This is a genomic window from Bacillus sp. Brlt_9 (genome assembly GCF_051948935.1).
Classification (GTDB): Bacteria; Bacillota; Bacilli; order Bacillales; family Bacillaceae_G; genus Bacillus_A.
In genome coordinates this window covers 703,885-728,115 of record NZ_JAYJLO010000001.1, presented here as the reverse complement: position 1 = coordinate 728,115, position 24,231 = coordinate 703,885, and the positions used below count along the sequence as shown (strand labels likewise).

Below are 24,231 nucleotides of genomic sequence, written 5' to 3'. Positions count from 1 at the left end.
TTTAAAATGCATTTAATTAAGTTGTTTCAATTCTTGATAAGCTTCAAGGAAATTCTGATAAGTTTCTTTTCCTAAACTATTAACTTGGAGCCCAAACATGCTTTGAAAAAGATAATCTTTTGCTTTTTCAACGTTACATTGGTGGGCATTCATTATTAATCGCATGTAGGATAAAAAATAACTCTTTTTCAAAGTACCTGCATGATTAATAACCATTTCATTGTATTCTCCTTTCAAACTTAATTCTTCTATAAGGAAACGTAAAATAAATTACGTCTCCTTACAGGTACTTTCCTTAACAACACGAATCTGTTCCACAACCTGAATCATTGACTTTATTAGTTGTTAAATTTACGCTACAAACACCAGTCTCCGGCAAATCAAGTTCAACTTTTTCTGCTGATTCATAGTCTCCAGTAAGATATGCGACGATAGATCTAACTTGTTCATAACCTGTTGCCATTAAAAATGTCGGTGCCCTACCATAACTCTTTGAACCTACAATATAGAAGTCTTTTTCCGGTTGGCGAAGTTCTTTTTCACCGTGAGGTCGAACTGTACCACAGCTGTGCAAATTAGGATCAATAAGTGGTGCTAATGTTGCTACGCTTTCAGTAGTAGAATCAATAGAAGTACGTATTTCACTTATTATAGATAAGTTAGGACGATTACCTGTATTTACAATCATCTCATGAACATCATTGATTTTTATTTCTTGTTCTTCTTGATGACCTACAATATCCATTCCATCCTTTGTTCTAACTACGTGTTGGATTTTATATGGTGTGATTACTTCCACACTTCCTTCATCAACTAATTGATGAATACGGCTACCTAAGGCACCACGTGCTTCAAGAGCATCTTTTTCCTCTCCACCATAGGCTTCTTCCGCACGTTGTTTCCTCATGATCCAAACAATATTAGTTTTTGGATTGGATTCTTTTAATTTAGCTAACTCCAATAAAGCATTGATTGCGGAATGACCACTTCCAACAACAGCTACACGCTTATTTACATATCGTTTTTGCTCTTTTCCTAAAATATCTGGAATTCCATAAAAAATATGTTTTTTGAGAGATTGTTCTTCTTTCAACCAAATACCATTAGAATTTGCAGGATTTGGATTTCCCCACGTACCTGAAGCATCTAATACCGCTCTAGCTTCATAAACTTGAAGTGCACCATTTTTTTCTGTATAGATCATGAATGGCATTTTTTCACGATTTGCTGTTTTCATTTTATCTGTATCTTTTCTACCTATAGATAGTACTTTAGTATTCAAGTGGATAAATGGTTTAATTTCTGGAAGATTCGCAAGTGGCTGTAAGTATTGTTTTACAATTTCTTTTCCTGTTGGTAATGCTTTTATGTCTGGTGATTCCCAATCATGCTGTTCAAGAAGATCCAAAGCCGCTTTATCTATGTTATATTGCCAAGATGAGAATAGTCGTACATGACCCCATGTAAGAATGTTTGATCCAATATTTTCTCCAGCTTCTAATAAGATAAATGACTCACCATGTTTTGCTAAATGTGCCGCCGCTGCCAACCCTACAGGTCCTCCCCCAATAATGGCTATTGGTAACTGTTTTAATCTCTGCATATCAGTATTGTTTTGTAATGTTTGATTTTCCGTTCCACAACACTCTTGTACTTTGAATGAAAGTTGAATAGGTTTCATGAAAAAAACCTCCTTATTTTATCTAAATTTATAAGTGTAGTTCCTTAATTGGATTCTTTAAATCAAAAAAAATTGATTTAAAAGCTAGGATTATTGTTCAAGTTTAATCACTTATCAAAAAGTTTTGTTAATCAAGAAAAATTGATTTAAGATATATTAAAATACTCTTTCGCCCCAACCAAAATTATGACATAGGACGAAATATACAGCATAATTGCTCAGATAATAGTGCATCTACTTCTTTTTTATTAATATTATAGTAACTCCATGTTCCTTTTGTTTCTTTCGTAATAAGGTTTGCATCAAGTAAAAGTTTTAAATGATATGAAAGTTTTGATTGTGGTAATTCAAGAACACCTGTTAAATCACATACACAAGTTTCCCCACGCTGGCATAATTCGTACAAAATGTGTAACCTTTTTTTATCTGCCAATGCTTTAAACTTCTTTTCATATATTTCAAAAGTTTGTGTAGCTGATTGATTATACAATTTTATTTCTTTCATGGTAATTTCCTTTCATCAATTTTTTTTGATATATCCAATATATACATTTCCATTTCTTTTTGCAACTGATATATTAAAAAAATCGATTTATCATATCTAAATAATACATACCTATGTAAACGAACATTACCTTAAAATCATACAATTTCTATCAGTGGTATGTTCATAAATTCCCGAATATTCCCTCGATTCAACCTACCTTATTAAATTGATAAATATTTTGTAGTGTTATTTCCTAAATTTTCTTCTCTTTAATTAGTTGTTACTCATCATGACTGAAAAAACTTCTTTGTGAAACAACATTCTATTTCTCAACAGTAAAGGGAAAAACATTAATTATAATACATCAATCCAACCTTTATCCACCCTTTTTATTATACAAGAGATGATAAAATTCAAAATCACCTTCAATAATACTCCATATGTAAGAAGAAAAGTTTTCTTTATGAAAACTTTTCAATTCGGCTTTTATAGACAATTTAACTGTGTTTAAAAGCAACAGCAGTACGTAGTAATTTTAGTTCAACTCTATAACTTCCCATCCAGCTTGCATAGCTAATTGTTTTTTTTCATCTAAACTCTTTCCAAAGTTCTGCTTGTTAATAGCTACTGCCGCCAGATGTGTCGGTCTACTTAAGGCAACATAAGCCGTTTTTAATCCATCTCTGATTACTTCATATAATTTCCGATCAGACTTTGTATAATCCCAATACTCACCAATTAAAAACTCGAAAATCTCAGTACAATCATAGAATAATTCTGGATTATTATAATCTCCTTTTGGTACTTCGGACTCTAAAAGAAGAGTCGCTTTATGTGTTTCCCCTTTCACTGCATGGACTGTTCCAAAATAGATTTCTTGCTCTTTTTGTTCAATCTGCTCAGATATAGATTGCTCTTGATTCCTTTGATAGCTAATATAAATTCTTTCAGTATGATCACAGACATAATTAATAGCTCTGTTTAACAAATCATCTCTCTTAAATATTATTCCTTCCAATTCAACAATTTCTTTATACATTTCAACAATTTTCTCTTTTATACACTCGCTTACTATTCCTTTATTTAAATAAACCTCTTTTATATATACTGCCATATGAGCTTTTATACTTAAGTACTCTGGTTTTCTTAATACATCATAAAAATATTTACTCGAATACGCTGCTTTTTCTTTGAGTGCATGTTCCTTTATATACATTAACATCCCTTTTATCATTAATTCATAAAAGCTTTTAATTATTGTTTCAGTTTTAGGTTTTACATCGCTATTTTTTTTATATTTTTTATGATAACTTTTAACTTCATCGTGATATAAACCGACTACTCCTATTTTTTTATTACTATCTCTAAATTCTACTTGTTTTTCTGATAAACTATTTACTATATTTAGAAATTCCTCTATTACATTTTCCTTCGATTTATACAACAATAAATAAGGTTTGAAGGATTTTATATTGGGATTACCTTTTAAAGCAGTATATTCTTCTATACATGCTGTTTTCAGCACATTTGAAATACTATTCCCAAATCTTGTACTATAGGATAACTCGATTGGATCCACATCTTTTTCTTGTGATGGTATCCACGCATCTTTTTTATTACTAAACATTGTATAAAGTGATTGATAAGGATCTCCAAATTTCTGCAATATTGTTGATTCGTTGTTAAATATTCTTTTTAACAAATCATATTGAATATTACTCGTATCTTGTGCTTCATCAATAAATGCCCATGAAAATCGGTTTGCAAATGCATTTTTCACTTGTTTTTCATACTTTTTTATATACCATCTTGAAAAAGATAATATATCATTATGTCTAAAAATCCCCTTTTCTAACATGTTTTTAAATGTATCAACTAATGCGTCCTTATAACCATCACCACAGTAACCTAATATATCAATTTCACTTTTGTCATAAAATTCTAAATAAGTTTCTTTTATCCTACTTGTTGGCGGAGCATATGTATAAGTTAAAGGTTTATATTCTTCAAAAATCTCTATAAATTGCTTTTTATACATATCTTCATCGTATACTATTCCCTTTTTATTTGGATAAAGTTCTTGATAAGCTTTATGAGCAAAAAAGTAATTAAAAAATTCATGTATAGTACCTATAAAATTCGGATATTCAAGATCTGATATTCCAATTTTTCTTAACTGGTTTTTAATTTCATCTACAGCTACATTTGTATGTGTAATAATACATATTCCTTTTTCTTTCTTGCTATCTTTTATTCGTTTAATAACTAATGCGATTTTAGCTATTAAAACTGTTGTTTTTCCACTACCTGGTCCCGCAATAATATTTGCATTCTTCTCTGCCAAGATTACAGATCTTTGTTCACTTGAAAATTCACAATTGACGGGGAGTATAATTTTTTCAATATTTCTTAACTCTTTTATTAAATCTTCTTCTAACAATTTTGTCTCCACGTGTTCCACATCTAATAGCGTCATCATACTTCTCCCCCTTTTGGTGGTTCTGTAACATGATAAATTGCTTTTATTAAGTAATTTAAATAGGGGTCTTCTAACACTTTCCCTTTAAGTACCTTTTGATTTTCTTCTATTCTTTTTGCAAGTTGTTGAGCTACTATAGCTTTAGAAATATATTTATCATTCAAAGGTTTATATACCTTATAAGCAGCTTCTTCTCTCGTATCATCATTTTTTAATTCAGTAATAATTTCATTTAATTTTTGTTGATTTGCTTCACTATTTGGTTGTTTATAGCGAATTGAATGAATTACTTCCGCAAGTGTTACACCTAAAGAACTTAGAGCCAACTCATATTCCAACGTCCAATGAGGGGCAACAAAAACACTTACATTAGCTTCTAGTTCTTCAAAGTCCGACTCGATATGCGATTTTTTATTTTCTCTTAGTTTTATTACTATATCTTGATTAATATTTTTTGAAAGGGATTCTTTTAACATAGTTTCTTGTTCCTTACCCAACGTTATAGAATACCTCTCCATTTCACCTTTAAATTTAGTCATTGACGTGAATGTTTGACCTATTAATTCATTATAATCATTACTATCAATTTTCTCCCCGACTATTTTCCTTAAATCAAACTCATCTACAATAATCAGAACCTTTTTATCACTTTTTATGTTTTTGCTCTTTTCCTTATCTTTGTAAAATTCTACAGGTCGTACATCAACATCTGTAATAATAGAGACAGGCATTTTTAATGTTGAGTAACCATCATTAATCCATTTCTTTGATCTTGAAAATATTTTTGCATATCGTTTAAAAGCAGTATTCCCAATATTTACAATAGAAACGCCATATCTATGTAATGGTCTATCTATTAATTCCGCCAAGGCAGGAAGCAATAAGTTCTCTGCATCTCCTTCTACAAAAATGACTCCTTTTGCAAAAAACAAGTTAGCCTTAGTTGCATCTAGAAAGCGCTGTAAAAATTCGTAATCTTCCTCATCTAGACTAGTGTTACTAGGTCCCATTGGATATGCTTTATTATCATGAATTAGTATTATATGTTCCAAAGATGTAGATGCAGTTAGAGTTGTACTATGAGTTGATAGAATAAATTGTCCTTTATATTCAGAGCTACTTTCTAAACTTTTTTGCAAGTATTTTATTAATCTAAGCTGTGCTTGAGGATGTAAATGTGCCTCTATTTCTTCTATTAAAGTTAAATTTGATCCCATTTCTATTCCATCATTTAATAAAAGTAACTCTGCCGCAATAAATAGCAAGTTTAGGCTACCCAATCCAGATACCTGATCATCTAAGTCTAAACTTAATTTTTTTAGAATATCACTTAATTTAGCAGGAGCTACTTCAAACTTTGGTTTATATGTTTCTTTTCCTGTTGTCGGTAGATTAAAAAATTCATCTAAATAATTGGAAATCTCTCCAATAATCGTTTTATCGTCTATAGGCTTTGTAAAATATCCCTCAATTTGTTGATTAGTTTCTCCAACAATGTCTTCTAATTCATGGTTACCTTCTGAAGGAATTTTAAAAGCAGAATAACTCTTTAAAATTTGAGCAAGTCTAGATTTAAAGCCAGGTCTTAATTCATTTTTAGCGTCTCTTAAAGGCTTTAAATAGGTTGCTTTTATTAATTCTTTAGCAGAACCTTCTAATCTAACATCCGCATTTGCAGGGCCTGCCTTTACAAATTTCTCTATTTTTTCTCCAACTATTTCATTTTTAATTTTTTTCGCTGTAAGTCGAATAATTAATTCATACTCATTTACTTCGTTAAATGATAGCCATTCTAAAAATATTCCCGCTTCTGTTTCAGTGAGATCAGCGAAAATGCATTCTATTTTCATCTCACTACTAGAGGTTCCATGTTCATCAACATAGAAATCTCCTTCTGTTATCTTCAAATTTTCAGAACTTACTGTCCCTAAAGTGAAATGAATAGCATCAATAATCGCACTTTTCCCTGAATCATTTTCTCCAATCAATAGGTTAAAATTCTTATGAAATTTTAATTGAAGGCCTGGGCTATTTGCTTCATTTTCTCCAAATTTCCTGAAATTCCAAATTTTAATTTCTTTTAAAAACATTACTAATCCCCCTACCCTTTATCATTCTTTAATTCTTATATATAATTTTAAATTTTATGTAAGTGATTTACAATCTTTTTAATCTCATCTTTATACTATCTAACTTTATTTTCCCAGCGCTTCCGCTTTATTATATCGATTCTTGGCGGTCTACACACATGATATATTGATTTATAAAGCGTGGCAATATTTGTTAAGTTTTATAACGGGATGTAGAATAGATATGATGGATATACAACACATTTCATTTACATACGCAAACACACGCGCAGGAGGAATAAAATGCAGCAAACCAAACTAGAAATAGACTACATTAGAAAACAAATAAAAGACCTTATACAAAATAATTCGCATAGAGAAGTAACCTTTGAAACGAACCATAAAATTCCAGGGATTTATATGCTGTACATTAATCACCTTACATCTGATACGATTGTCCCTTTTTATATTGGGCAAACAATAGATATACAAAAAAGATATGGTAATCATGTGAAAGAATTAATGGCATTAAACCGTATTTCTTATGAAGAATATAGGAAATATTTCTTTGTGTATAATTCACCTTATTTTAACGGTTCATATAAAGCGTGCAAAATTTTTAAATATATGGTAGAAAATCAATGTACCATTCAAGATTTAAAAATGGTAATTTTAGAAGAAGTGGATATTCCTTATTTAAAAGAAGTAGAACAAGAGTACTTTGACAGACTTGCTCCTGCTTTTCTAGGGTTTAATCAAATGAATACGATTCAAGAATTCAACCTTATAAGAGAAGTCACAGATGAGACTATCTCGAAATTTTTACATGTTTTACAGAAGGATCTAGCCGATATATTTCAGTATTACAAGTATGGTTACACCAAATTCAACTATGAAAATTGTTTTCCAAAGAGTTTAGCATTTATAGAGAAAAGGAAAGAAGAATTACAGGAAAGTTCAATTTCACAGTATAAAAAAGTGAAAAGTGATTTAGAGAAATTAAGAAATCAATTTCCGGCCGACCAGCCAATTTGTGATACAGAAAAGTGTCAGAAACTCATAGATGCTGCAGAGGATGCGTTTGAACGTTCAGAAGCAATATACAAAGAAGCTGTTCTTTCACTTGAATCAAGCCTTATCCAAAAATGTGAAGAATTAGAGATTTATTCAACCAAAACGCCCATTAATAATTTTATAAAGAGTATTGTTACTGATGAGAAAGTAAAATTTAAAAATTACTTTCTTAGATACATGAAATCAAAAGAGTGTCAATTAGATTTTTACGACTTGTTGGATGAGCACATCCAATTAGTAGAGGATGCATTGGTTGACCGAAATACAAAAGAAGAACAAATTCAAATTGTGAAAAATGCTTATGATGAGTGTTTATTTGCGAATAGTAAACAAGAATATCAACTCATTTTTCCGTCTGTTCCTTATCCTCGCTTCCCGTTAAAAGATCAATTAAAGGGACAGGATTTCAAGAAGCCAAACGAACAAAGTATCAACACATGTGAATTAACATTCTACATTTCAAATGATGGAGTACAAAGGAACTACGATATATATACACAACCCGAAATTTTAAGAATGTATTATTTGTATACAAATCAAGAGGGGCAAAGAATAGAGAACGAATACTATATCGAAAATACCTTTACAACTACATGTCAATCTGGCATTAGGTATATTCTAGAAGGTTTTTATAAGCATTTGCATGTGAACAAGTTTAAACTTTCAAGTTTATTTGATGGGTATTTGGATAATTCATTTATTTCACTTGCAGCAGAATATAAACACGGAATGAACGACTATACCATTCAAGATAAACCACTCATTCCATTAGAAAACGTGTTTAAAGAAATTCAACAGGTTACGGACGAAAAGACTACATTTCGAATCTATGCAACAGAAAGTGCAAAATGTCTATCTTACTGTATGAGTGAGAACCAGAAAAATCATCCATTTGTGGAAAGATTACTAAAAATGAGAGTGAAACGAATTAAAAGATAAAAAATTCATACTCTATACGTACGTTTTTCTCATGACATACTTTCGTGTCATAAAATAAAAAGGACCGTTTTTGGTCCTAATAACTCTTCTTCAACGTGGAAGACAAATAGTTTATGCTAGTGATGAAATTAAATGAACTAATAGAAAATAAGAAATAAGAATTAGTAGAACTTGGTGAACGTCGCTTCACTGTTATTACAACAAAATGAAGGTGAAGGGGCGGATCAATAATGAAGAAAATTAACTTACTTATTGCCGGGGTGCTAACTTTAGGGTTAGCAGCTTGCGGTACAGAAAAAACAGAAGTATAAACAAAAAAAACGAAACAAGAAGTAGCGAAGCCAGAAGAACAATAACGGCAAGCGCAGTTAAACAAATAGAAAACGAGGTCCGGTACAGTAAAAGGTGTTTGGCCCTTTTACTGTACCGGAGTTACGTTTACTTTACTTTTTTCGGTACTCTGCATCTAGGAGGTAAATCCGTTGACCACGGCAAGGTTTTATCAACTGTGATTTCTGATATCATTTTTGTTCCACCGCTTGCATCACTTGTGGAGTAAAAGGTACATCTAATTCGATGGTTGCTTCTTGCATGTAATTTCGAATGGTGGCATATATGTTTTCTTCCATTACAGGGACATTCATAGAAATCCAATTCACACGCTCAATTTTATTTTCCTCTTCAGTTTCAGGTGATAACTTTTTCAACCAGTAATATAACCGATGAACCGGTAAGCTCTGTTTTTGACACCAAGCAAATTTGGATGATCCACTGTTTTAATATTCTTGAATATAAGTTTCCCATTCTTTCTTTAATTTGTGTCTTTTCATAAAAAAACTCCACATGTGTATGTAAGGAGATTACCTCATGAGTTATTTCCAAATTGTAGGTGGGGAATATTTGACGCTTACTTATAAACGATTTTTTCATTTATAATCCATTCAAAATCATAAAACCAAATACTCATGTTTTTAAAAAACCTGTTCCAAGGATATTTTATGTTTATCCCCTTCTGTTCGTTCTGTTGGGGCTAAACTTTCCCCAACCCCCTTTTTATTTTTATTAGATATCATCTGTAATACTCTCCGTTTTGCTCCTTTCTTGAATTTGGTTTTAAATTCTATGTCAGGTGCCAAAACCATACTGTGTACGGGAGATATTTGATTTTTATCTGCTAATATACCTGTCCCAAATAAAAATACCTGTTCAATTACATATTCATCATTTGGATAGCGTAACCTATTTTTTATCTTTTTGATTACTTTCTTTGTTTCTACATTGTCCCAATCTTCTTCTGTAGCTCTCTTTATTTTCTCTATTATCACATCAGTTAGCACATCTCCGCTCAAGAATGCTTGTACTTGCCAATAAGTCCAATTCCTCCATGAAATGTCTTCATTAGTTTTTATGTAATCTTCCCTCTGTTCTGCTCTGCTTTCTGGTGTTCCATCAAGACGATATTCTTTATTAAAGGTTGGATTCGACCTTTGTATTCCATCAATTTCCATGAAAAATCTCATATGAGCATTGAGTTTTGTTAATCGATATAACTCAACCTTATAGGTAAAGGTAAAACCCTCTTCAGCATATAAAGCAGAACCATCATCCTTTCCCGTAAGATGAATACTAACTCTTTCTGCAAGATTCTGAGCCTCACCAATATAAATAATCTTATCGTTCTTATCTCTAAAGACATAAACACCACTTTCTTTAAATTTCTTTAATAATCTTCGTTCCCATACATATAAGTCTGTTCTTATATAATTAACGTTTAATTTTCTCGTCCAAGCACTAATAATAATCATCCTCCCCCCAGAGTTAATCTATATTTTGATTCTACTAGAAACTTCTCTTTATTGTAACTATAAAATATTCGAAGTTTTTGATAAGACTTTCGGGACATCAATTAGAACATTGTAAATTTTTCAATTATATACTTCACAACCTATCATAAACATTCATTTTTGATACACAGAAAAAAGAAAAAACCATATTGATTAGGCTTTTCACTACTCATTTATAAACTAAAGGTTAATTGTCATTACCCAAATAGGTACTTATTTCTCTAAACATTGAATTAGTTGCCTCAAAATGTTCCTCACAAATATTTCTTTGTTCATCTAAAATCCCTTCTCCACCGTCAGTTGCTCCTCTCGGTTGTTTCATTCTTACATTATTTTCAGTTATAGTAAAAACTTCACATTCCTCCTATTTTGATTTAATGCTTAATTATATTTTTCGTTATTTTTAATTATATCCACAGTACCTTTGTAGCTTCTCATAGGCTTCTACATATAAACTTACAAACATCAATTCCTTATTTTTAGCCCATTCAGTATCACCTAAGTTAATATTAACTTTTTTTTCTACCCTCCTTTAACCATTGATAATTTTTTTCTAAACAAAGATACTGAGCTTATACAATCATTAATGATCCTAGCACTTTTTGTTTTTTCAACACCTGGTGAACCATAAAACATTAATACGATTGGCTGGTTTGATTGTTTATTAATTAAAGGAAATAAGGATGCTATTATCTACTTTAAAATATTATCTTGTTCTAAAATTTTCTCATTAAAAAATCATTCAGTTTTAACTTTCGAACATAGAATAGGAGGTGCACCAGTTCAAAAACACCGAAGAAAGGGATGAGGTCATCCTCTGTGTTTAATGATGTGAATTTGAAATATAGTTCGACAATTTATAATAAGGTCTGATTGTTTATAAATTGGAAGACTTCTAACCTCTTCAAAGATTGCATTTAACTTTTTTAACGCCTACAGTGGAGCACTCACATCCTATAGGCCCTGTTAATGTAACATTCATGTTCGTTCTATTAAGAACAGTAACAATTCCTTTAGAATCATCTTTTTAAACAATTATTTTATCTTTTAAAGATTTTTATTATTAGTACACAAAAGTCTACAATTATAAAATAAAAAAAGCATGACGTAAAATCGTCATGCTTTTTTATAACAATAACTTTTTCAAACCTAACCTGTTACAGAACATTTTCCTCGGTAAAGAACTTTTTTATTCAGTAAAGGACTTTTTTATTCAGTAAAGACCTTTTTTATCGGCTAACACCACTTAATTCTCAAACACAAAATTAATCTTATTATCTTTCCACTCTAATTTCGCATCAAATGTTTTCTCGCCCTTTGTAAAGCCTTTAATTAAATCGGTCTTTTCACCTTTTAAGAGCTTTGTCATATTCTTTTGCGAAATTGTTTTGCTTAATATCTTCTTTGAGATGGTAAAATCACATTGTGTTGTATTGTAGTTAGAACAACCGTAAAACGTTGATTTATCAATCACATCGCCATCACATTTTTTACAACTACCAACCTTTTTACCTGTTGTAAATTTCGATCCTTTTCGTTCAATCGATTCAACATGTAGTCCAGTGAAATCCCACTTCTCAGACATTTCCACCGCATCTTCAATAATTTTAGCTGATAACTTTTTCGTTTGTTCCATAAATGTAGCTGGTGATGCTGTGCCTTCACCGATTTCCGCAAGGCGCTGCTCCCATTTTGCGGTCATTTCTGGTGAAGCTAGTATTTTATCTCCGATTGCGGTAATTAATACTTTTCCTTTATCAGTCGCATACACTTGGTTTTTTTTCACATCTATATATTTACGGTCTTTCAGCATCGTAATAATTCCAGCGCGCGTTGCTTCTGTACCTAAACCTTCTGTTTTCTTTAATACTTTCTCCAGCTCTTCATTCTCTAAATACTTACCCGCCGTTTTCATTAACGTAATAAGTTGTCCTTCTGTATAACGCTTCGGTGGCTGTGTTTTTCCTTCTTTCACTTTTACCTTTACAACTTTTCCTTGTTCACCTTCTGCGACAATTGGAAGAATTGTTTCGTCATCTTTATCATCTTGGAAAATAACTTTACGCCAACCTTCTTGAATTTGCTGTTTTCCTTTTGAAATGAATTCAGCACGTTCATCTACAAGCGTTACAATCGTTGTATAGTCAAAGATTGCAACTTCATAATGCGCTGCAATGAGTCTTCTTACGATCATATCGTAAATTTTCTTCTCATCACCTGATAATCTGCTTGGGTTTGTAACTTGCTCTGTCGGAATAATGGCGTAGTGATCTGTTACTTTCTTTTCATTCACATAACGCTTATTATTCATAATCGATTCAACTGGAGCTGGTAATAACCCTTTATATTCATCAAACTGACTTAGCTTCTGCAAAATATCAGGGAACGTCGCTGCTTCTCCTTGTGTAACATAGTTAGAATCTGAACGAGGATAGGAGACAATCCCTTTTTGATATAGTGCTTGCGTTATATCGAGCGTCTTTTTCGGTGAGAATTTGAATGCTTTATTTGCCGTAGCTTGCAGTGACGATAAGTTAAATAAAAGCGGTGGCTGAAACTCTTTACGCTCCGTTTTCATTTCCTTCACTACTGCCGGTTTCCCTTGGCAAAATGCCGCAATTTTATTTGCCATATCAGGGTCTTTTAAGCGGGATTCACTATCCTTCTCCCATTTCCCCTCATACTTCTTTCCTTCTATATTAAAGGTTGCGAACACTTCCCAAAACGGCTCTGACTTAAAGTTTTCAATTTCTTTCTCTCGCTTTACGATCAATGCGAGTGTCGGTGTTTGTACACGACCCGCTGAAAATACATCGTTCATTCCTTTTTTCTTTAGCAAAATACTAAAGACACGCGATGCATTCATACCAACGACCCAATCCGCACATGACCTTGTATACGCCTCATAGTACGTATTGATTGTATCTGATTCATCTAGTAAATTTTTAAATCCTTGGTAAATAGCTTGCTTCGTTAAAGATGAAATCCAAAGACGTTTCATCGGCTTTTGCACGTTGCAAAGATTAATAATATTTCGTACGATTAATTCCCCTTCACGCCCGGCATCGCCTGCGTGAATAATTTCTGTTACCTGTGGATTATGTAACAGCTGTTTCACAACGTTAAATTGCTTATACTTTGATTTTGTTACTTCAAATTGAAAACGCTCTGGAATCATCGGTAACGTATTAAGTGACCATTTTTTCCACTCCGCGTGATAATGCTCTGGATTACATAACTGCGTCAAATGACCAATTGCCCATGTACAGTACGCTCCATTTGGAAATAACTCATTTGCTTCTACTTCTAAATATCCATCTTTCCGGCGATATTTAAATTGTGAAACAAGAGCCAAACCTTGATCTGGTTTCTCGGCAATAATTAATTTCATTTTATAACTCCCTATCCGTATTCCAGTGTTACTTTCATTGTCTATCTGTTTAGAGGCGATGATAAAGCAACAATCTTATTTATCATTCGCGGTTTGTCTCGCAAATGGGAGACCTATAATATTATACGCTTATTCTTTATGGCTTCACAATAGAAACTCTTCATTTAACTCTTACATTCACATGCTCACAATTAAAAAGCCTTCCCCAAAAAACCAGAAGCCTTCTTGCTTACCTTTATGAAATTGTGCAGATAATTTGCAGATATAAATAAGCATAAGAACTCTCCATATGAACATATGATGGAATGAATGATAGGACAGGGAGGTATCATAATGTTCGCTTACACATTAACAGCCTTAACACTTTGTTGTATCTCAATTCTTATTACATCATATATTTTTAAACGTAAGGGTACCCTAATGGAGTATATGGTATTTATTATGTCTTTTAGTATGAGTATCGGTTTAAGTATTGGTTTTTATTTCGGTATTCTTTTTAAAGGAGAATTACTCTATTCTACTTTGCTTGCTATATTAATTAGTGGTTGTATCGGTTTTTTAGTCGGTCTACGTTTTCACCTATATACTGCTTTAGAAGGAATGTTCTCTGGATTAATGGCGAGTATGATGGGAGCAATGATTACAGAAATGTTAAACGCTCAACAAGCTCATAGTATACTGTTTATTAGCCTTTTACTTACGATAACAATAACTATGTCATGTATAATTCAACTTGTATCAGAAACTTTTTCTACTTTTATCCAAAGGCGTTTTTTGTTATTACTTTCAATTAGTGTAGTAATTATCTTCGCTGTATTTGTAACATTCCCAGATCATACTCCTCCACCTTCAACCGAGCATGATCAACATATACATTGATACTTGCACCGAAATTAAATAAGCAGCTATCCATAAGATAACTGCTTCATATTATTCTGGCTTATTAGGAATGTTTGGATTTGGAATATAGTCAGATTTATAATCTATATATTTCACTTCTGTTACCATCCCCGCTGAAGCATGGTGTAAATCATGACAGTGGAACATCCAATCACCCGGATTGTCTGCTACAAAGGCTACTTCATATTCTTCTCCTGGTTTTAAGTTCAATGTATCTTTCACAATTGGAGAACCTTCTATCGGTTTCCCATCTTTACTCAACACCTGGAAGAAGTGACCATGTAAATGCATCGGGTGATCGTCCATTTTAGAACGATTCACCAATTTTACTTTTACTAAATCACCCTTTTTCACTGAAATTGGGTCGATATCCGGAAATACTTTTCCGTTAATTGTATATACCATTTTATTTCCATTCATTTTCGTATTTAAGTCCATATTATATGTGGTAGTATACTGCTGATTTAACGTGAAACCACCAAGTTTTTTAGCACCATATGTCGTCATATCTAATTTCGGTAGTTTTTCTTTTTCGTTTGCTTTGTCTTTCATCTCTTTACTACCTTCATATTCAATAACAACTTTCATGCCTTTTGCACCTTTATTTTCTGAATGATCTTCAACATACCATTTCCCAAGATTATTAGCATTAAATTCAATATCATAACGTTCACCCGGTGCGATTGAAATGACTTGATCCTTTATAACTTTTGGATCGTTTATTGGTTGACCATCTGTCGCAATTACTTTTATATCATGACCGTGAACATGTATATCATGTGATAGATAACCAGCATTAACGAGTCGAAGACGAACTTTATCTCCCTTATTCACTTTTAATGGTTCTACTAAATCCCCGCTTTTACCATTGATTGTGAATAAATCATACATACTCATATCATGACCTTCCATCTTCATATTTCCATGTTCCATTCCTGTCATATTGCCTGAATCTTTTTTATCACTGCCCATGTCCATATCAGAATGATCCATGCCTTTCATATCATCATTCTTTTTCGTATTTTCATTATCCTTAGATTTATTACCTGTTTGCCCTTTTTTCATTTCTTTTAACTGCTTATTAATTTCGTCTGTATCTGTTACCCATTCATCTAACATTAATGTGTAATCTTTATCATACTTTTCATTTGTATCCTCTACAATAAGAGCACCATATAATCCTCTATCTAATTGATTGACAGAATCTTGATGTGAATGATACCAATACGTTCCTGGGACGTTCGCTTCAAATTCGTAGGTAAAACTTTTTCCAGGTTCAACCGCATCTTGCGTCACACCTGGAATTCCATCCATATTATTTGGGACAGGATACCCATGCCAATGAAGAGATACTGGTGCAGATAATTCATTTTTTAATGTTACTTTCACCTTTTCACCTTTTTTCACCCGAATTTCCGGACCAGGAGATGAACCATTAAATGTCCAGATTGGAACAATAACACCGTTACTTAACTTTTGCTTTTCTTCTTTCGCTATTAAAGTAACTTCTGGTCCTTTTTCAACTTTCATTGGTTTTGCAGCTGTTTCAGTCTGTGGTGTTTTTTTATCATTCATATTTTTATGATCGTTTTTTGTATTTGTGGTCGCAGAACATGCAGCAATTAAGGATATGACAGAGACTGTAACTGCTATTAATACAAATCGCTTCATGAAAACCCCCTCCTTTTTCTTTTTCAAAATCAGTATAAAAAATGATTTTCAAGAAAATATGGAGATGTGCAATGAGCTAAATAAAAAGACGCCCAAAATTGAGCGCCTCTACTAGTGATTATTTCGTAACAACTTCATCTTCTTTTACATTCACATTATTTTCTCTCATAAACGCTTCAATCTCTTCAACTTCTCTAATGATATCTTTTGACAAGTTTTCATGTCCGTCTTTCGTTACAAGAATATCATCTTCAATACGAATTCCAATTGATTCTTCTGCAATATAAAGACCAGGTTCAATTGTTATAACCATACCTTCTTCTAACACTCTATCTTTATATGTTCCTACATCATGCGTATCTAAACCAAGGAAATGGCTGACACCGTGATAATAGTATTTCGATAACTCTTCGTCTTCTTGAATTAAATCAATTGCTTTACACTCTTCTGCCAGTACCTTTTTTGTATGCTCATTTAATGCAACAAACTTTACTCCTGGCTTAATGAGCTTCGTTGTTTCTTTCAATGCTTTTAATACAATATTATACATTTGTTTTTGGCGACTAGAGAATGTTCCATTTGCCGGGAATGTATAGCTAATATCAGCATTATAGTAGTCTTTTTGAGCGCCTAAATCTAGTAGCACTAAATCACCATTTTGAATTTGTGCATCATTATCTTCATAATGAAGAACTGTAGCATTTTTTCCACTTGCCAAAATTGTATGAAACGCATGGTGTTTAATACCTGCAGATTTCAGCGTAAAATCAAAATGAGCTTCTAATTCATATTCCATCATGTCTGCTTTCGCATGCTTTAACACATTGTAAATACCATCTTTCGTTACAGCAATCGCATCTTTAATAATTTCAACTTCTTCTTCAGTTTTAAACACTCGTAATTCACAAATATTCGGATATACATTACCAATTAATACGTGTGGATATTGTTCTCTTATATGTTTAGCAAACGTTAAAACTTTTGTCTCCGTACCATTCCACTCTCGGCGCTCTAAATCTAAATATATGTGCTTCGCGTTTTCTGTAAAAAGTATATTTGACATTGTCTTTTCAAAGCCATCTAAATATACAACTTTCTTTACACCTGAAATTTTCTCTGCTTCTTCACTAGAAACTGTTTTACCAACCCATTTTTCCATTACTGGATCTGATTTTTCAATGAAAAGTATTTCTTCTACACTATTTCCAAACTTCTTCAACATGAAAATAACATTCGGCTCATCGATTCCTGTTACATAGTAAAAATTTCGATTCGGCACAAACTTATAATGTCCATCAGCTGACATTTGAGGTGCTTGTCCAGCAAATAAAATAGTAATAGACTCGTCTGGTAATGTTTTCGCTAATCGTTCTCTATTTTGAGCAAAAAATGTTGATTTCATAATAATCCCCCTAGCGTTTTATGTATGATTAAAAAACTAATTATCTAATCAATTCATTTTATTATTGTTATAATTTTTCGTCAATTAATTGTGTTTATATAGAAAATCTGACTTTCATTACTAGGCACTCATCACTCCATAATTTCTTGACATTTATTCTATATACTTAAAATCTCATATATAGGAAAGGAGCCACAACTTTGAAACATTATGTAGCAACAGGTTTAGCAATTACTTCTTTATTAATCATTACAGGATGTTCTAACAACGCCGAAATAGCACCGGCGAAGAAAGAAACGGTGCAATCTCAGCCAAAAAATATAGAAACAGCAAATACGAGTCCACAAGACTTCTATAAAGAAATTACATCTGGAAAAATTGAGCACATTCACGGAATTGGCTATGCAGGAAATATGCCTGGGGTTTCTATCGCCACTCATAGCGGGATAAAAGTTTATCAAAATGGAAAATGGCTTGAAACTAAGACTGGATTACATGATTATATGGGCTTTCAGGCAACGAAGAACGGGTTCTTTGCCAGCGGTCATCCTGAACCAGGAGCAAATTTAAAAAATCCTTTAGGATTAATGAAAAGTTCTGATGGTGGTAATACCCTCGAAAAGCTAGCTTTTTATGGAGAATCTGATTTTCATAACCTTGCTGTCGGATATAATACGGAAGCAATTTATTTATACAATGAACGTCCAAATTCTAAATTACAACAAGGTTTTTACTTCAGTACGAACAATGGACAAGAATGGAAAACTAGTAAGTTGAAGGGGCTTTCAGGTCCGATTCATTCCTTTTCAGTACATCCAGATCAATCTAGTGTAGTCGCGGTAAGTGCCAAAGACGGTGTTTACTTATCTACTGATTACGGAAATACGTTTGAACTATTCTCTACATCACTTGAATCGACAGCAGTTACATTAAGTAAAGAAGAAGTTATTTACGCCCCTATCAATAAGCAAATCGTAACGAAGAAATCAATTGCTACAAATGAAGAGACAAACATACAAATTCCAGCTTTAGATGCTAAAGATGCAATTATGTACATATCACAAAACCCTCAAAATTCAGCTGAAATAGCATTTGCGACAATGAAAGCTAATGTGTTCCTTTCTACAGATGAGGGTAAAACGTGGAAAAAGATTATGAAAGAGGGAACGTTCCAACAATTGCCGATATAGTTAATACTACAATCTGCTTAAACGCCATTTTTTCATTGTACATCGGCTTTTGAAGTGATTCATACACGACAACTAATATTGAGCATCTTTTCTATTTCAAGTATTTGTAGTTTTTTTCATTCTTTATCCCCACATACACTTACAAAACAAGGCATGTTTATAAGCATTGACACACATTAAAAGATACGTTACAATAACTATACATTAGTAAGTTACTAATGTAATTATTTCTAACTAGAGGTGAAGAAAAATGAAAAATATTTTATTCCGTATTAACGAATTATCAAAAAAAGAAAAAACATCTGGATTAACAGTTGATGAAAAACAAGAACAACAAATGTTACGTCAAAACTATACAAAAACATTTCGTGGAAGCTTAGATTCCATTTTATTAAACACAAAAATTGTTGATCAAAATGGTCATAACGTAACACCAGCCGCATTACAAGATGCTCAAATACGTTTAAAATTAAGTAAATGAGTTCCGAGCTAAAGAATTTCAATAAAACATAAACAGAGCTGGATTTCCTATATAGAAATTCCAGCTCTGTTTATTGTCTTTTCTAATTTAGTAAACAAGCGATACATCACAATTCTCCACGATATAATCATCGTAAATGCGAGTAAGAAAAACATTCCGCTTAACTCTGCTAAATCAATTGATTGACTTAAATATGATTTTAACGCTATTCGTACAGCTAATAATCCGACTAAAATAAATATGAATGCTTTTGACGGTTTCATATATATATGTTCATTTCTTATTTCGAGCTTCGTTGTTTTAATTAGAAATATAGAGAAAATAAGTCCTATACTAATCGCCTCTACTATTTCTAACGATGTTAATCGAAACTCCGGTATGAAGTACATCATTGCACCAGTACTCATAAAAATTGGCGGCAATATAATTTTCTTTTTCGTTACCGGCTTCTTCGCTGCTTTAAAGCGCAGAAACATCACTCCAACAGCCATACAGACTGCTACGACACTTGATAAAAGTGCGATCATACTCTCCACTCCTATCTATTTAAAAGACTTTTTTAGCAAAATCATAAACCAATAAGTAACTACATGCCGCATTATAGAATTTCTTCATTATATTCCTACTGCTGTATACTTTCCATATTTGCTACAATCATTTTACACAAAGTTTATGAATGGAATATGAACAAAATATTACATTCTATTTTTGAAAATAAAAAATCCATTCCACAACTATTAATTGCGGAATGGATTTTTACTTATTTTAAATCTTCTATTGAGAAAGCACCTGGAAGTAATTGCTCAACCGTCACTTCTTTTTCATCGCCTTTTACATTCGTTAGTAAAACTGGCATTTTCGGTTCACAGAATTCAGCAATTACTTGTCTACAAGCACCACATGGTGAAATCGGTCCGTCCGTTTCGCCTGTAATAACTAAGTAACTAAAATCACGCTCACCTTCTGATACTGCTTTAAAGATCGCTGTTCTTTCTGCACAGTTACATAAACCGTAAGAAGCATTTTCTATATTGCAACCAGTATAGATTTTACCTTCTTTCGTAACTAACGCTGCACCAACAGGAAATTTCGAATACGGAATATATGCTTTCGATAACATCTTATTTGCTTCTTCGATATATTTTTTCTTATCCATATTATTTCCTCCCCAAAGTAAATGTAATTATGATTAGTCAGTAATCACTGTATGAACTAAATTAGGAGCCACTGCTGTTTCAGCAATAGAAATGTTCTCATAAATTTTAGCTTTTACATCTTCTACATTTTCACGGTTTGCATAAATTGTTACGAATGGCTCGCCTTCTTTTACTGCATCGCCAACTTTTTTACGTAACATTAATCCTACTGCTAAATCGATTTCATCTTCTTTCGTTGCACGGCCAGCACCAAGTAACATAGCTGCGATACCGATTTCATCTGCAACAATGTTCGAAATAACACCTGAAGTTTTAGCAGGTACATCAATTACGTACTTCGCCTGTGGCATTTTTTCTGGATTGTCTACAATTGAGCTATCTCCACCTTGATTACTTAAGAACTCTTTAAACTTCTCAGTTGCTTTTCCGTTTTTCATCACTTCAATTAGCATTTCACGAGCTTCTTCTAACGTATTTGCTTTTTTCGCAAGTACGACCATTTGACTTCCTAATACAAGTACTAATTCTGTTAAATCTTCTGGACCTTCACCTTTTAACGTATCAATCGCTTCTTTCACTTCTAGAGCGTTACCAATCGCAAATCCAAGCGGTTGTGACATATCTGAAATAACAGCCATAGTTTGACGTCCTACATTATTTCCGATACGTACCATTGCATGTGCTAATTCTTTTGCATCTTCTTCTGTTTTCATAAATGCGCCAGCACCTGTTTTTACATCAAGTACGATTGCGTCAGCACCAGCTGCAATTTTTTTACTCATAATTGAACTTGCAATTAAAGGAATTGAGTTAACAGTTCCTGTTACGTCGCGTAATGCATAAATCTTTTTATCTGCAGGTGTTAAGTTTCCTGTTTGTCCAATAACAGCTACTTTGTCACGGTTTACAATATCAATGAACTGCTCTTTCGTAATTTCAACGTGGAATCCTTCTACCGCTTCTAATTTATCAATTGTTCCGCCAGTATGTCCTAAACCACGACCAGACATTTTTGCTACTGGTACACCTAAAGCAGCTACTAATGGTCCTAATACTAATGTTGTTGTATCACCAACACCGCCAGTTGAATGTTTGTCTACTTTAATTCCTTCAATTGCTGATAAGTCGATCGTTTCTCCAGACTCAACCATCGCCATCGTTAAATCTGCACGTTCGCGATCTGTCATATCTTTAAAGAAGATTGCCATTGCAAGTGCACTCACTTGATAATCAGGAATACTTCCGTCTGTATATCCATTAATAAAGAATTTGATTTCTTCAGTCGTTAATTCTTTGCCATCACGTTTTTTTGCAATAATATCTACCATTCTCATTACAATCACCATTCCTTTTTATATGATATAAATCTATTAAAATAATAAGCCAACGATTGTTGCTGATAAGAAACTTACTAATGTTGCACCGAAAAGTAATTTCAAACCGAATCTTGCGACTACATTCCCTTGCTTTTCATTTAAGCTCTTAACTGCCCCTGCAATAATTCCAATTGAAGAGAAGTTTGCAAATGAAACTAAGAATACAGATATAATCGCTGTCGTTCTATCTGAGAAATTAAAGTTTCCTTGTGCTAAATCTGTCATAGCGACAAATTCATTTGATACTAATTTTGTTGCCATAATATTTCCGGCATTAACTGCTTCATGCCAAGGTACACCCATAATAAATGCAAATGGTGCAAATACATAACCAAGTATTTCTTGGAATGAAATACCGATTACACCTTTAAATACGGCATTAATGAATGCGATAAGAGCAACGAAACCGACTAACATAGCTGCTACTGTAATCGCAACTTTAAATCCATCTATAATATATTCCCCTAATACTTCAAAGAAAGTCTTTTTCTCTTCTTCTTGTACTTCTAACATATCTTCTTCTTCAGTAACTTCATACGGATTAATGATAGAAGCAATGATGAAACCACCGAATAAGTTAAGCACTAAAGCGGTTACAACATATTGTGGTTTTAATAACACCATATACGATCCAACGATAGACATTGAAACGGTAGACATTGCAGATGCACATAATGTATACATTCTTTTCTCTGGCAATAATCCTAGTTGCTTCTTAACTGAAATAAACACTTCAGATTGTCCTAAAATCGCAGAAGCAACAGCGTTATATGATTCTAGTTTCCCCATTCCATTTACTTTACTTAATGCTAGACCGATAGATTTCACAATAATAGGTAATACTTTAATGTGTTGCAAAATACCGATTAAAGCTGAGATAAATACGATTGGCATTAATACACTTAAAAAGAACGAAAACTCTTTTTGGTTTACTAATCCACCAAATACGAAATTCACACCGTCAGCGGCATATTTTAATAGCTCTCCAAAACCATCTGCTATTCCGCTAATTAATATATTCCCTACACTTGTATTTAATAATAAAAACCCCAAAATGAATTGTAGTATAACCATCGTTATGATTGGGCGATATTTGACTTTCTTTCTATCATTACTAGCAAGCCAAGCGATACCTAAAATCAATACGAGGCCAAAAATACCAATTAAGTATTTCATAAGCCGTCTCCTCCCATTCGTATCCGCTTACATTTTTTTCAATTGTTAAAGCAATAGATACACTTTACTTTGTGTATCCATTGCTCTTCACTTCATTAATGATTAGTAGTTATCTGTAGCACCTTTTGCATCATTTAATACGATTGCAACACTAGCACTTGCTCCAACGCGAGAAGCTCCAGCAGCTACCATTTTGTCTGCATCTTCACGTGTACGAACGCCACCAGATGCTTTTACACCAACGTTTGGTCCTACTGTTTTACGCATTAATGCGATATCTTCAGCAGTTGCTCCGCCAGTTGAGAATCCAGTTGAAGTTTTTACGAAATCAGCACCAGCTTTTACTGATAATTCACAAGCGCGTACTTTCTCTTCATCTGTTAATAGGCAAGTTTCAATGATTACTTTTACAAGAGCTTTTCCTTTTGCTGCTTGTACTACTTCATAAATGTCTTTTTCAACGAACTCGTTATCGCCGTCTTTTAAAGCACCTACGTTGATTACCATATCAACTTCAGTTGCACCTTTTGCAATAGCATCTTTTGTTTCAAATGCTTTTGTTTCAGTTGTGCTTGCTCCTAATGGGAAACCGATTACAGTACAAACATCTACGTCATGTCCAGCTAATTCTTCAGCAGCTAGCTTCACCCATGTAGGATTAATACAAACAGAAGCGAATTTATATTCCTTTGCTTCTTCGATTACTTTCATAACATCTTCTTTAGTAGTATTAGCTTTTAAAATTGTATGGTCAATTAACTTTGCAATGTTCATTATCTTCACTCCTCATATCTTTTAACAACTTCATTCTAACTCTTAGTTGAACAAATGTAAATACACTTTTGAAATTTTGTTCACTCTTTTTGGAAAGTTATTTTCTTGTAGTAAATAAAGCGCATTCTAACTAAGAAACA

Annotated in this window: 18 protein-coding genes and 1 pseudogene; 4 read left to right on the top strand and 15 right to left on the bottom strand. The window is 32.8% G+C overall.

The window, feature by feature from the left end; translation table 11 throughout:
• Window positions 1–12: 12 nt before the first annotated feature.
• The 5 genes from VF726_RS03735 to VF726_RS03715 all read right to left on the bottom strand — a co-directional run bounded on the left by VF726_RS03735 (window position 13) and on the right by VF726_RS03715 (window position 6,737).
• Window positions 13–216 (bottom strand): hypothetical protein, encoded by a 204-nt coding sequence (locus VF726_RS03735; RefSeq protein WP_088115784.1) that lies wholly within the window; start codon window positions 214–216, stop codon window positions 13–15.
• Between the two features lie 79 nt (window positions 217–295).
• Window positions 296–1,681, bottom strand: coding sequence for an FAD-dependent oxidoreductase (locus VF726_RS03730; protein WP_440165948.1), 1,386 nt, complete (start codon window positions 1,679–1,681; stop codon window positions 296–298).
• A 184-nt stretch (window positions 1,682–1,865) separates the two neighbouring features.
• Window positions 1,866–2,186 carry an ArsR/SmtB family transcription factor gene (locus tag VF726_RS03725; protein ID WP_047956533.1) on the bottom strand — a complete coding sequence of 107 codons (321 nt, stop codon included), beginning with the start codon at window positions 2,184–2,186 and terminating at the stop codon, window positions 1,866–1,868.
• Window positions 2,187–2,703: 517 nt separating this feature from the next.
• The gene (locus VF726_RS03720; RefSeq protein ID WP_440165946.1) at window positions 2,704–4,647 is read right to left on the bottom strand and encodes a UvrD-helicase domain-containing protein; all 1,944 of its coding nucleotides are present in this window, start codon (window positions 4,645–4,647) and stop codon (window positions 2,704–2,706) included.
• Entirely contained in the window at window positions 4,644–6,737 is a 2,094-nt protein-coding gene (locus VF726_RS03715) for an AAA family ATPase (RefSeq protein WP_440165944.1), read from the bottom strand. The genes VF726_RS03720 and VF726_RS03715 overlap by 4 nt, the downstream gene beginning before the upstream one ends.
• A 282-nt stretch (window positions 6,738–7,019) precedes the next feature.
• Here VF726_RS03715 and VF726_RS03710 point away from each other — a divergent pair, with 282 nt between their 5' ends.
• Window positions 7,020–8,729 (top strand): excinuclease ABC subunit C, encoded by a 1,710-nt coding sequence (locus tag VF726_RS03710; protein ID WP_440165942.1) that lies wholly within the window; start codon window positions 7,020–7,022, stop codon window positions 8,727–8,729.
• Window positions 8,730–9,250: 521 nt separating this feature from the next.
• On the opposite strand, the pseudogene tnpA reads toward VF726_RS03710, so the two are convergent.
• The 3 genes and pseudogenes from tnpA to topB form a co-directional block, all read right to left on the bottom strand.
• Window positions 9,251–9,493 (bottom strand): annotated as a pseudogene (gene tnpA / locus VF726_RS03705) (IS66 family insertion sequence element accessory protein TnpA); the annotation flags it as partial.
• A gap of 207 nt (window positions 9,494–9,700) precedes the next feature.
• Window positions 9,701–10,534, bottom strand: coding sequence for a GIY-YIG nuclease family protein (locus VF726_RS03700; RefSeq protein WP_440165940.1), 834 nt, complete (start codon window positions 10,532–10,534; stop codon window positions 9,701–9,703).
• 1,285 nt (window positions 10,535–11,819) lie between these two features.
• Window positions 11,820–13,964 (bottom strand): DNA topoisomerase III, encoded by a 2,145-nt coding sequence (gene topB, locus VF726_RS03695; protein ID WP_440165938.1) that lies wholly within the window; start codon window positions 13,962–13,964, stop codon window positions 11,820–11,822.
• A 333-nt stretch (window positions 13,965–14,297) separates the two neighbouring features.
• Between topB and VF726_RS03690 the strand changes: the two genes are divergently transcribed.
• Window positions 14,298–14,843 (top strand): hypothetical protein, encoded by a 546-nt coding sequence (locus VF726_RS03690; protein ID WP_440165936.1) that lies wholly within the window; start codon window positions 14,298–14,300, stop codon window positions 14,841–14,843.
• A gap of 51 nt (window positions 14,844–14,894) precedes the next feature.
• On the opposite strand, the gene VF726_RS03685 is transcribed toward VF726_RS03690, so the two are convergent.
• Window positions 14,895–16,535, bottom strand: a complete 1,641-nt coding sequence (locus VF726_RS03685; protein ID WP_440165934.1) for a multicopper oxidase family protein — start codon at window positions 16,533–16,535, stop codon at window positions 14,895–14,897.
• Between the two features lie 118 nt (window positions 16,536–16,653).
• Window positions 16,654–17,937 (bottom strand): aminopeptidase P family protein, encoded by a 1,284-nt coding sequence (locus VF726_RS03680; RefSeq protein WP_440165932.1) that lies wholly within the window; start codon window positions 17,935–17,937, stop codon window positions 16,654–16,656.
• A 200-nt stretch (window positions 17,938–18,137) separates the two neighbouring features.
• Here VF726_RS03680 and VF726_RS03675 point away from each other — a divergent pair, with 200 nt between their 5' ends.
• Both VF726_RS03675 and VF726_RS03670 read left to right on the top strand, forming a co-directional pair.
• Window positions 18,138–19,127, top strand: a complete 990-nt coding sequence (locus VF726_RS03675; protein WP_440165930.1) for a F510_1955 family glycosylhydrolase — start codon at window positions 18,138–18,140, stop codon at window positions 19,125–19,127.
• Between the two features lie 250 nt (window positions 19,128–19,377).
• Window positions 19,378–19,608: a DUF896 domain-containing protein gene (locus VF726_RS03670; RefSeq protein WP_071757868.1), complete on the top strand. Its 231-nt coding sequence runs from the start codon at window positions 19,378–19,380 to the stop codon at window positions 19,606–19,608.
• Window positions 19,609–19,655: 47 nt separating this feature from the next.
• On the opposite strand, the gene VF726_RS03665 is transcribed toward VF726_RS03670, so the two are convergent.
• The 5 genes from VF726_RS03665 to deoC form a co-directional block, all read right to left on the bottom strand.
• The gene (locus VF726_RS03665; protein WP_440165928.1) at window positions 19,656–20,135 is read right to left on the bottom strand and encodes a CcdC family protein; all 480 of its coding nucleotides are present in this window, start codon (window positions 20,133–20,135) and stop codon (window positions 19,656–19,658) included.
• 233 nt (window positions 20,136–20,368) lie between these two features.
• Window positions 20,369–20,764 (bottom strand): cytidine deaminase, encoded by a 396-nt coding sequence (locus tag VF726_RS03660; protein WP_000358539.1) that lies wholly within the window; start codon window positions 20,762–20,764, stop codon window positions 20,369–20,371.
• A 33-nt stretch (window positions 20,765–20,797) separates the two neighbouring features.
• Complete coding sequence (locus VF726_RS03655) at window positions 20,798–22,099, bottom strand: pyrimidine-nucleoside phosphorylase (protein ID WP_440165926.1); 1,302 nt, start codon at window positions 22,097–22,099, stop codon at window positions 20,798–20,800.
• A gap of 36 nt (window positions 22,100–22,135) precedes the next feature.
• Window positions 22,136–23,317, bottom strand: a complete 1,182-nt coding sequence (locus tag VF726_RS03650) for a NupC/NupG family nucleoside CNT transporter (RefSeq protein ID WP_000876170.1) — start codon at window positions 23,315–23,317, stop codon at window positions 22,136–22,138.
• A gap of 102 nt (window positions 23,318–23,419) precedes the next feature.
• On the bottom strand, window positions 23,420–24,091 hold the full coding sequence (gene deoC / locus VF726_RS03645; protein ID WP_001017444.1) for a deoxyribose-phosphate aldolase: 672 nt from the start codon (window positions 24,089–24,091) through the stop codon (window positions 23,420–23,422).
• Window positions 24,092–24,231: the final 140 nt, after the last annotated feature.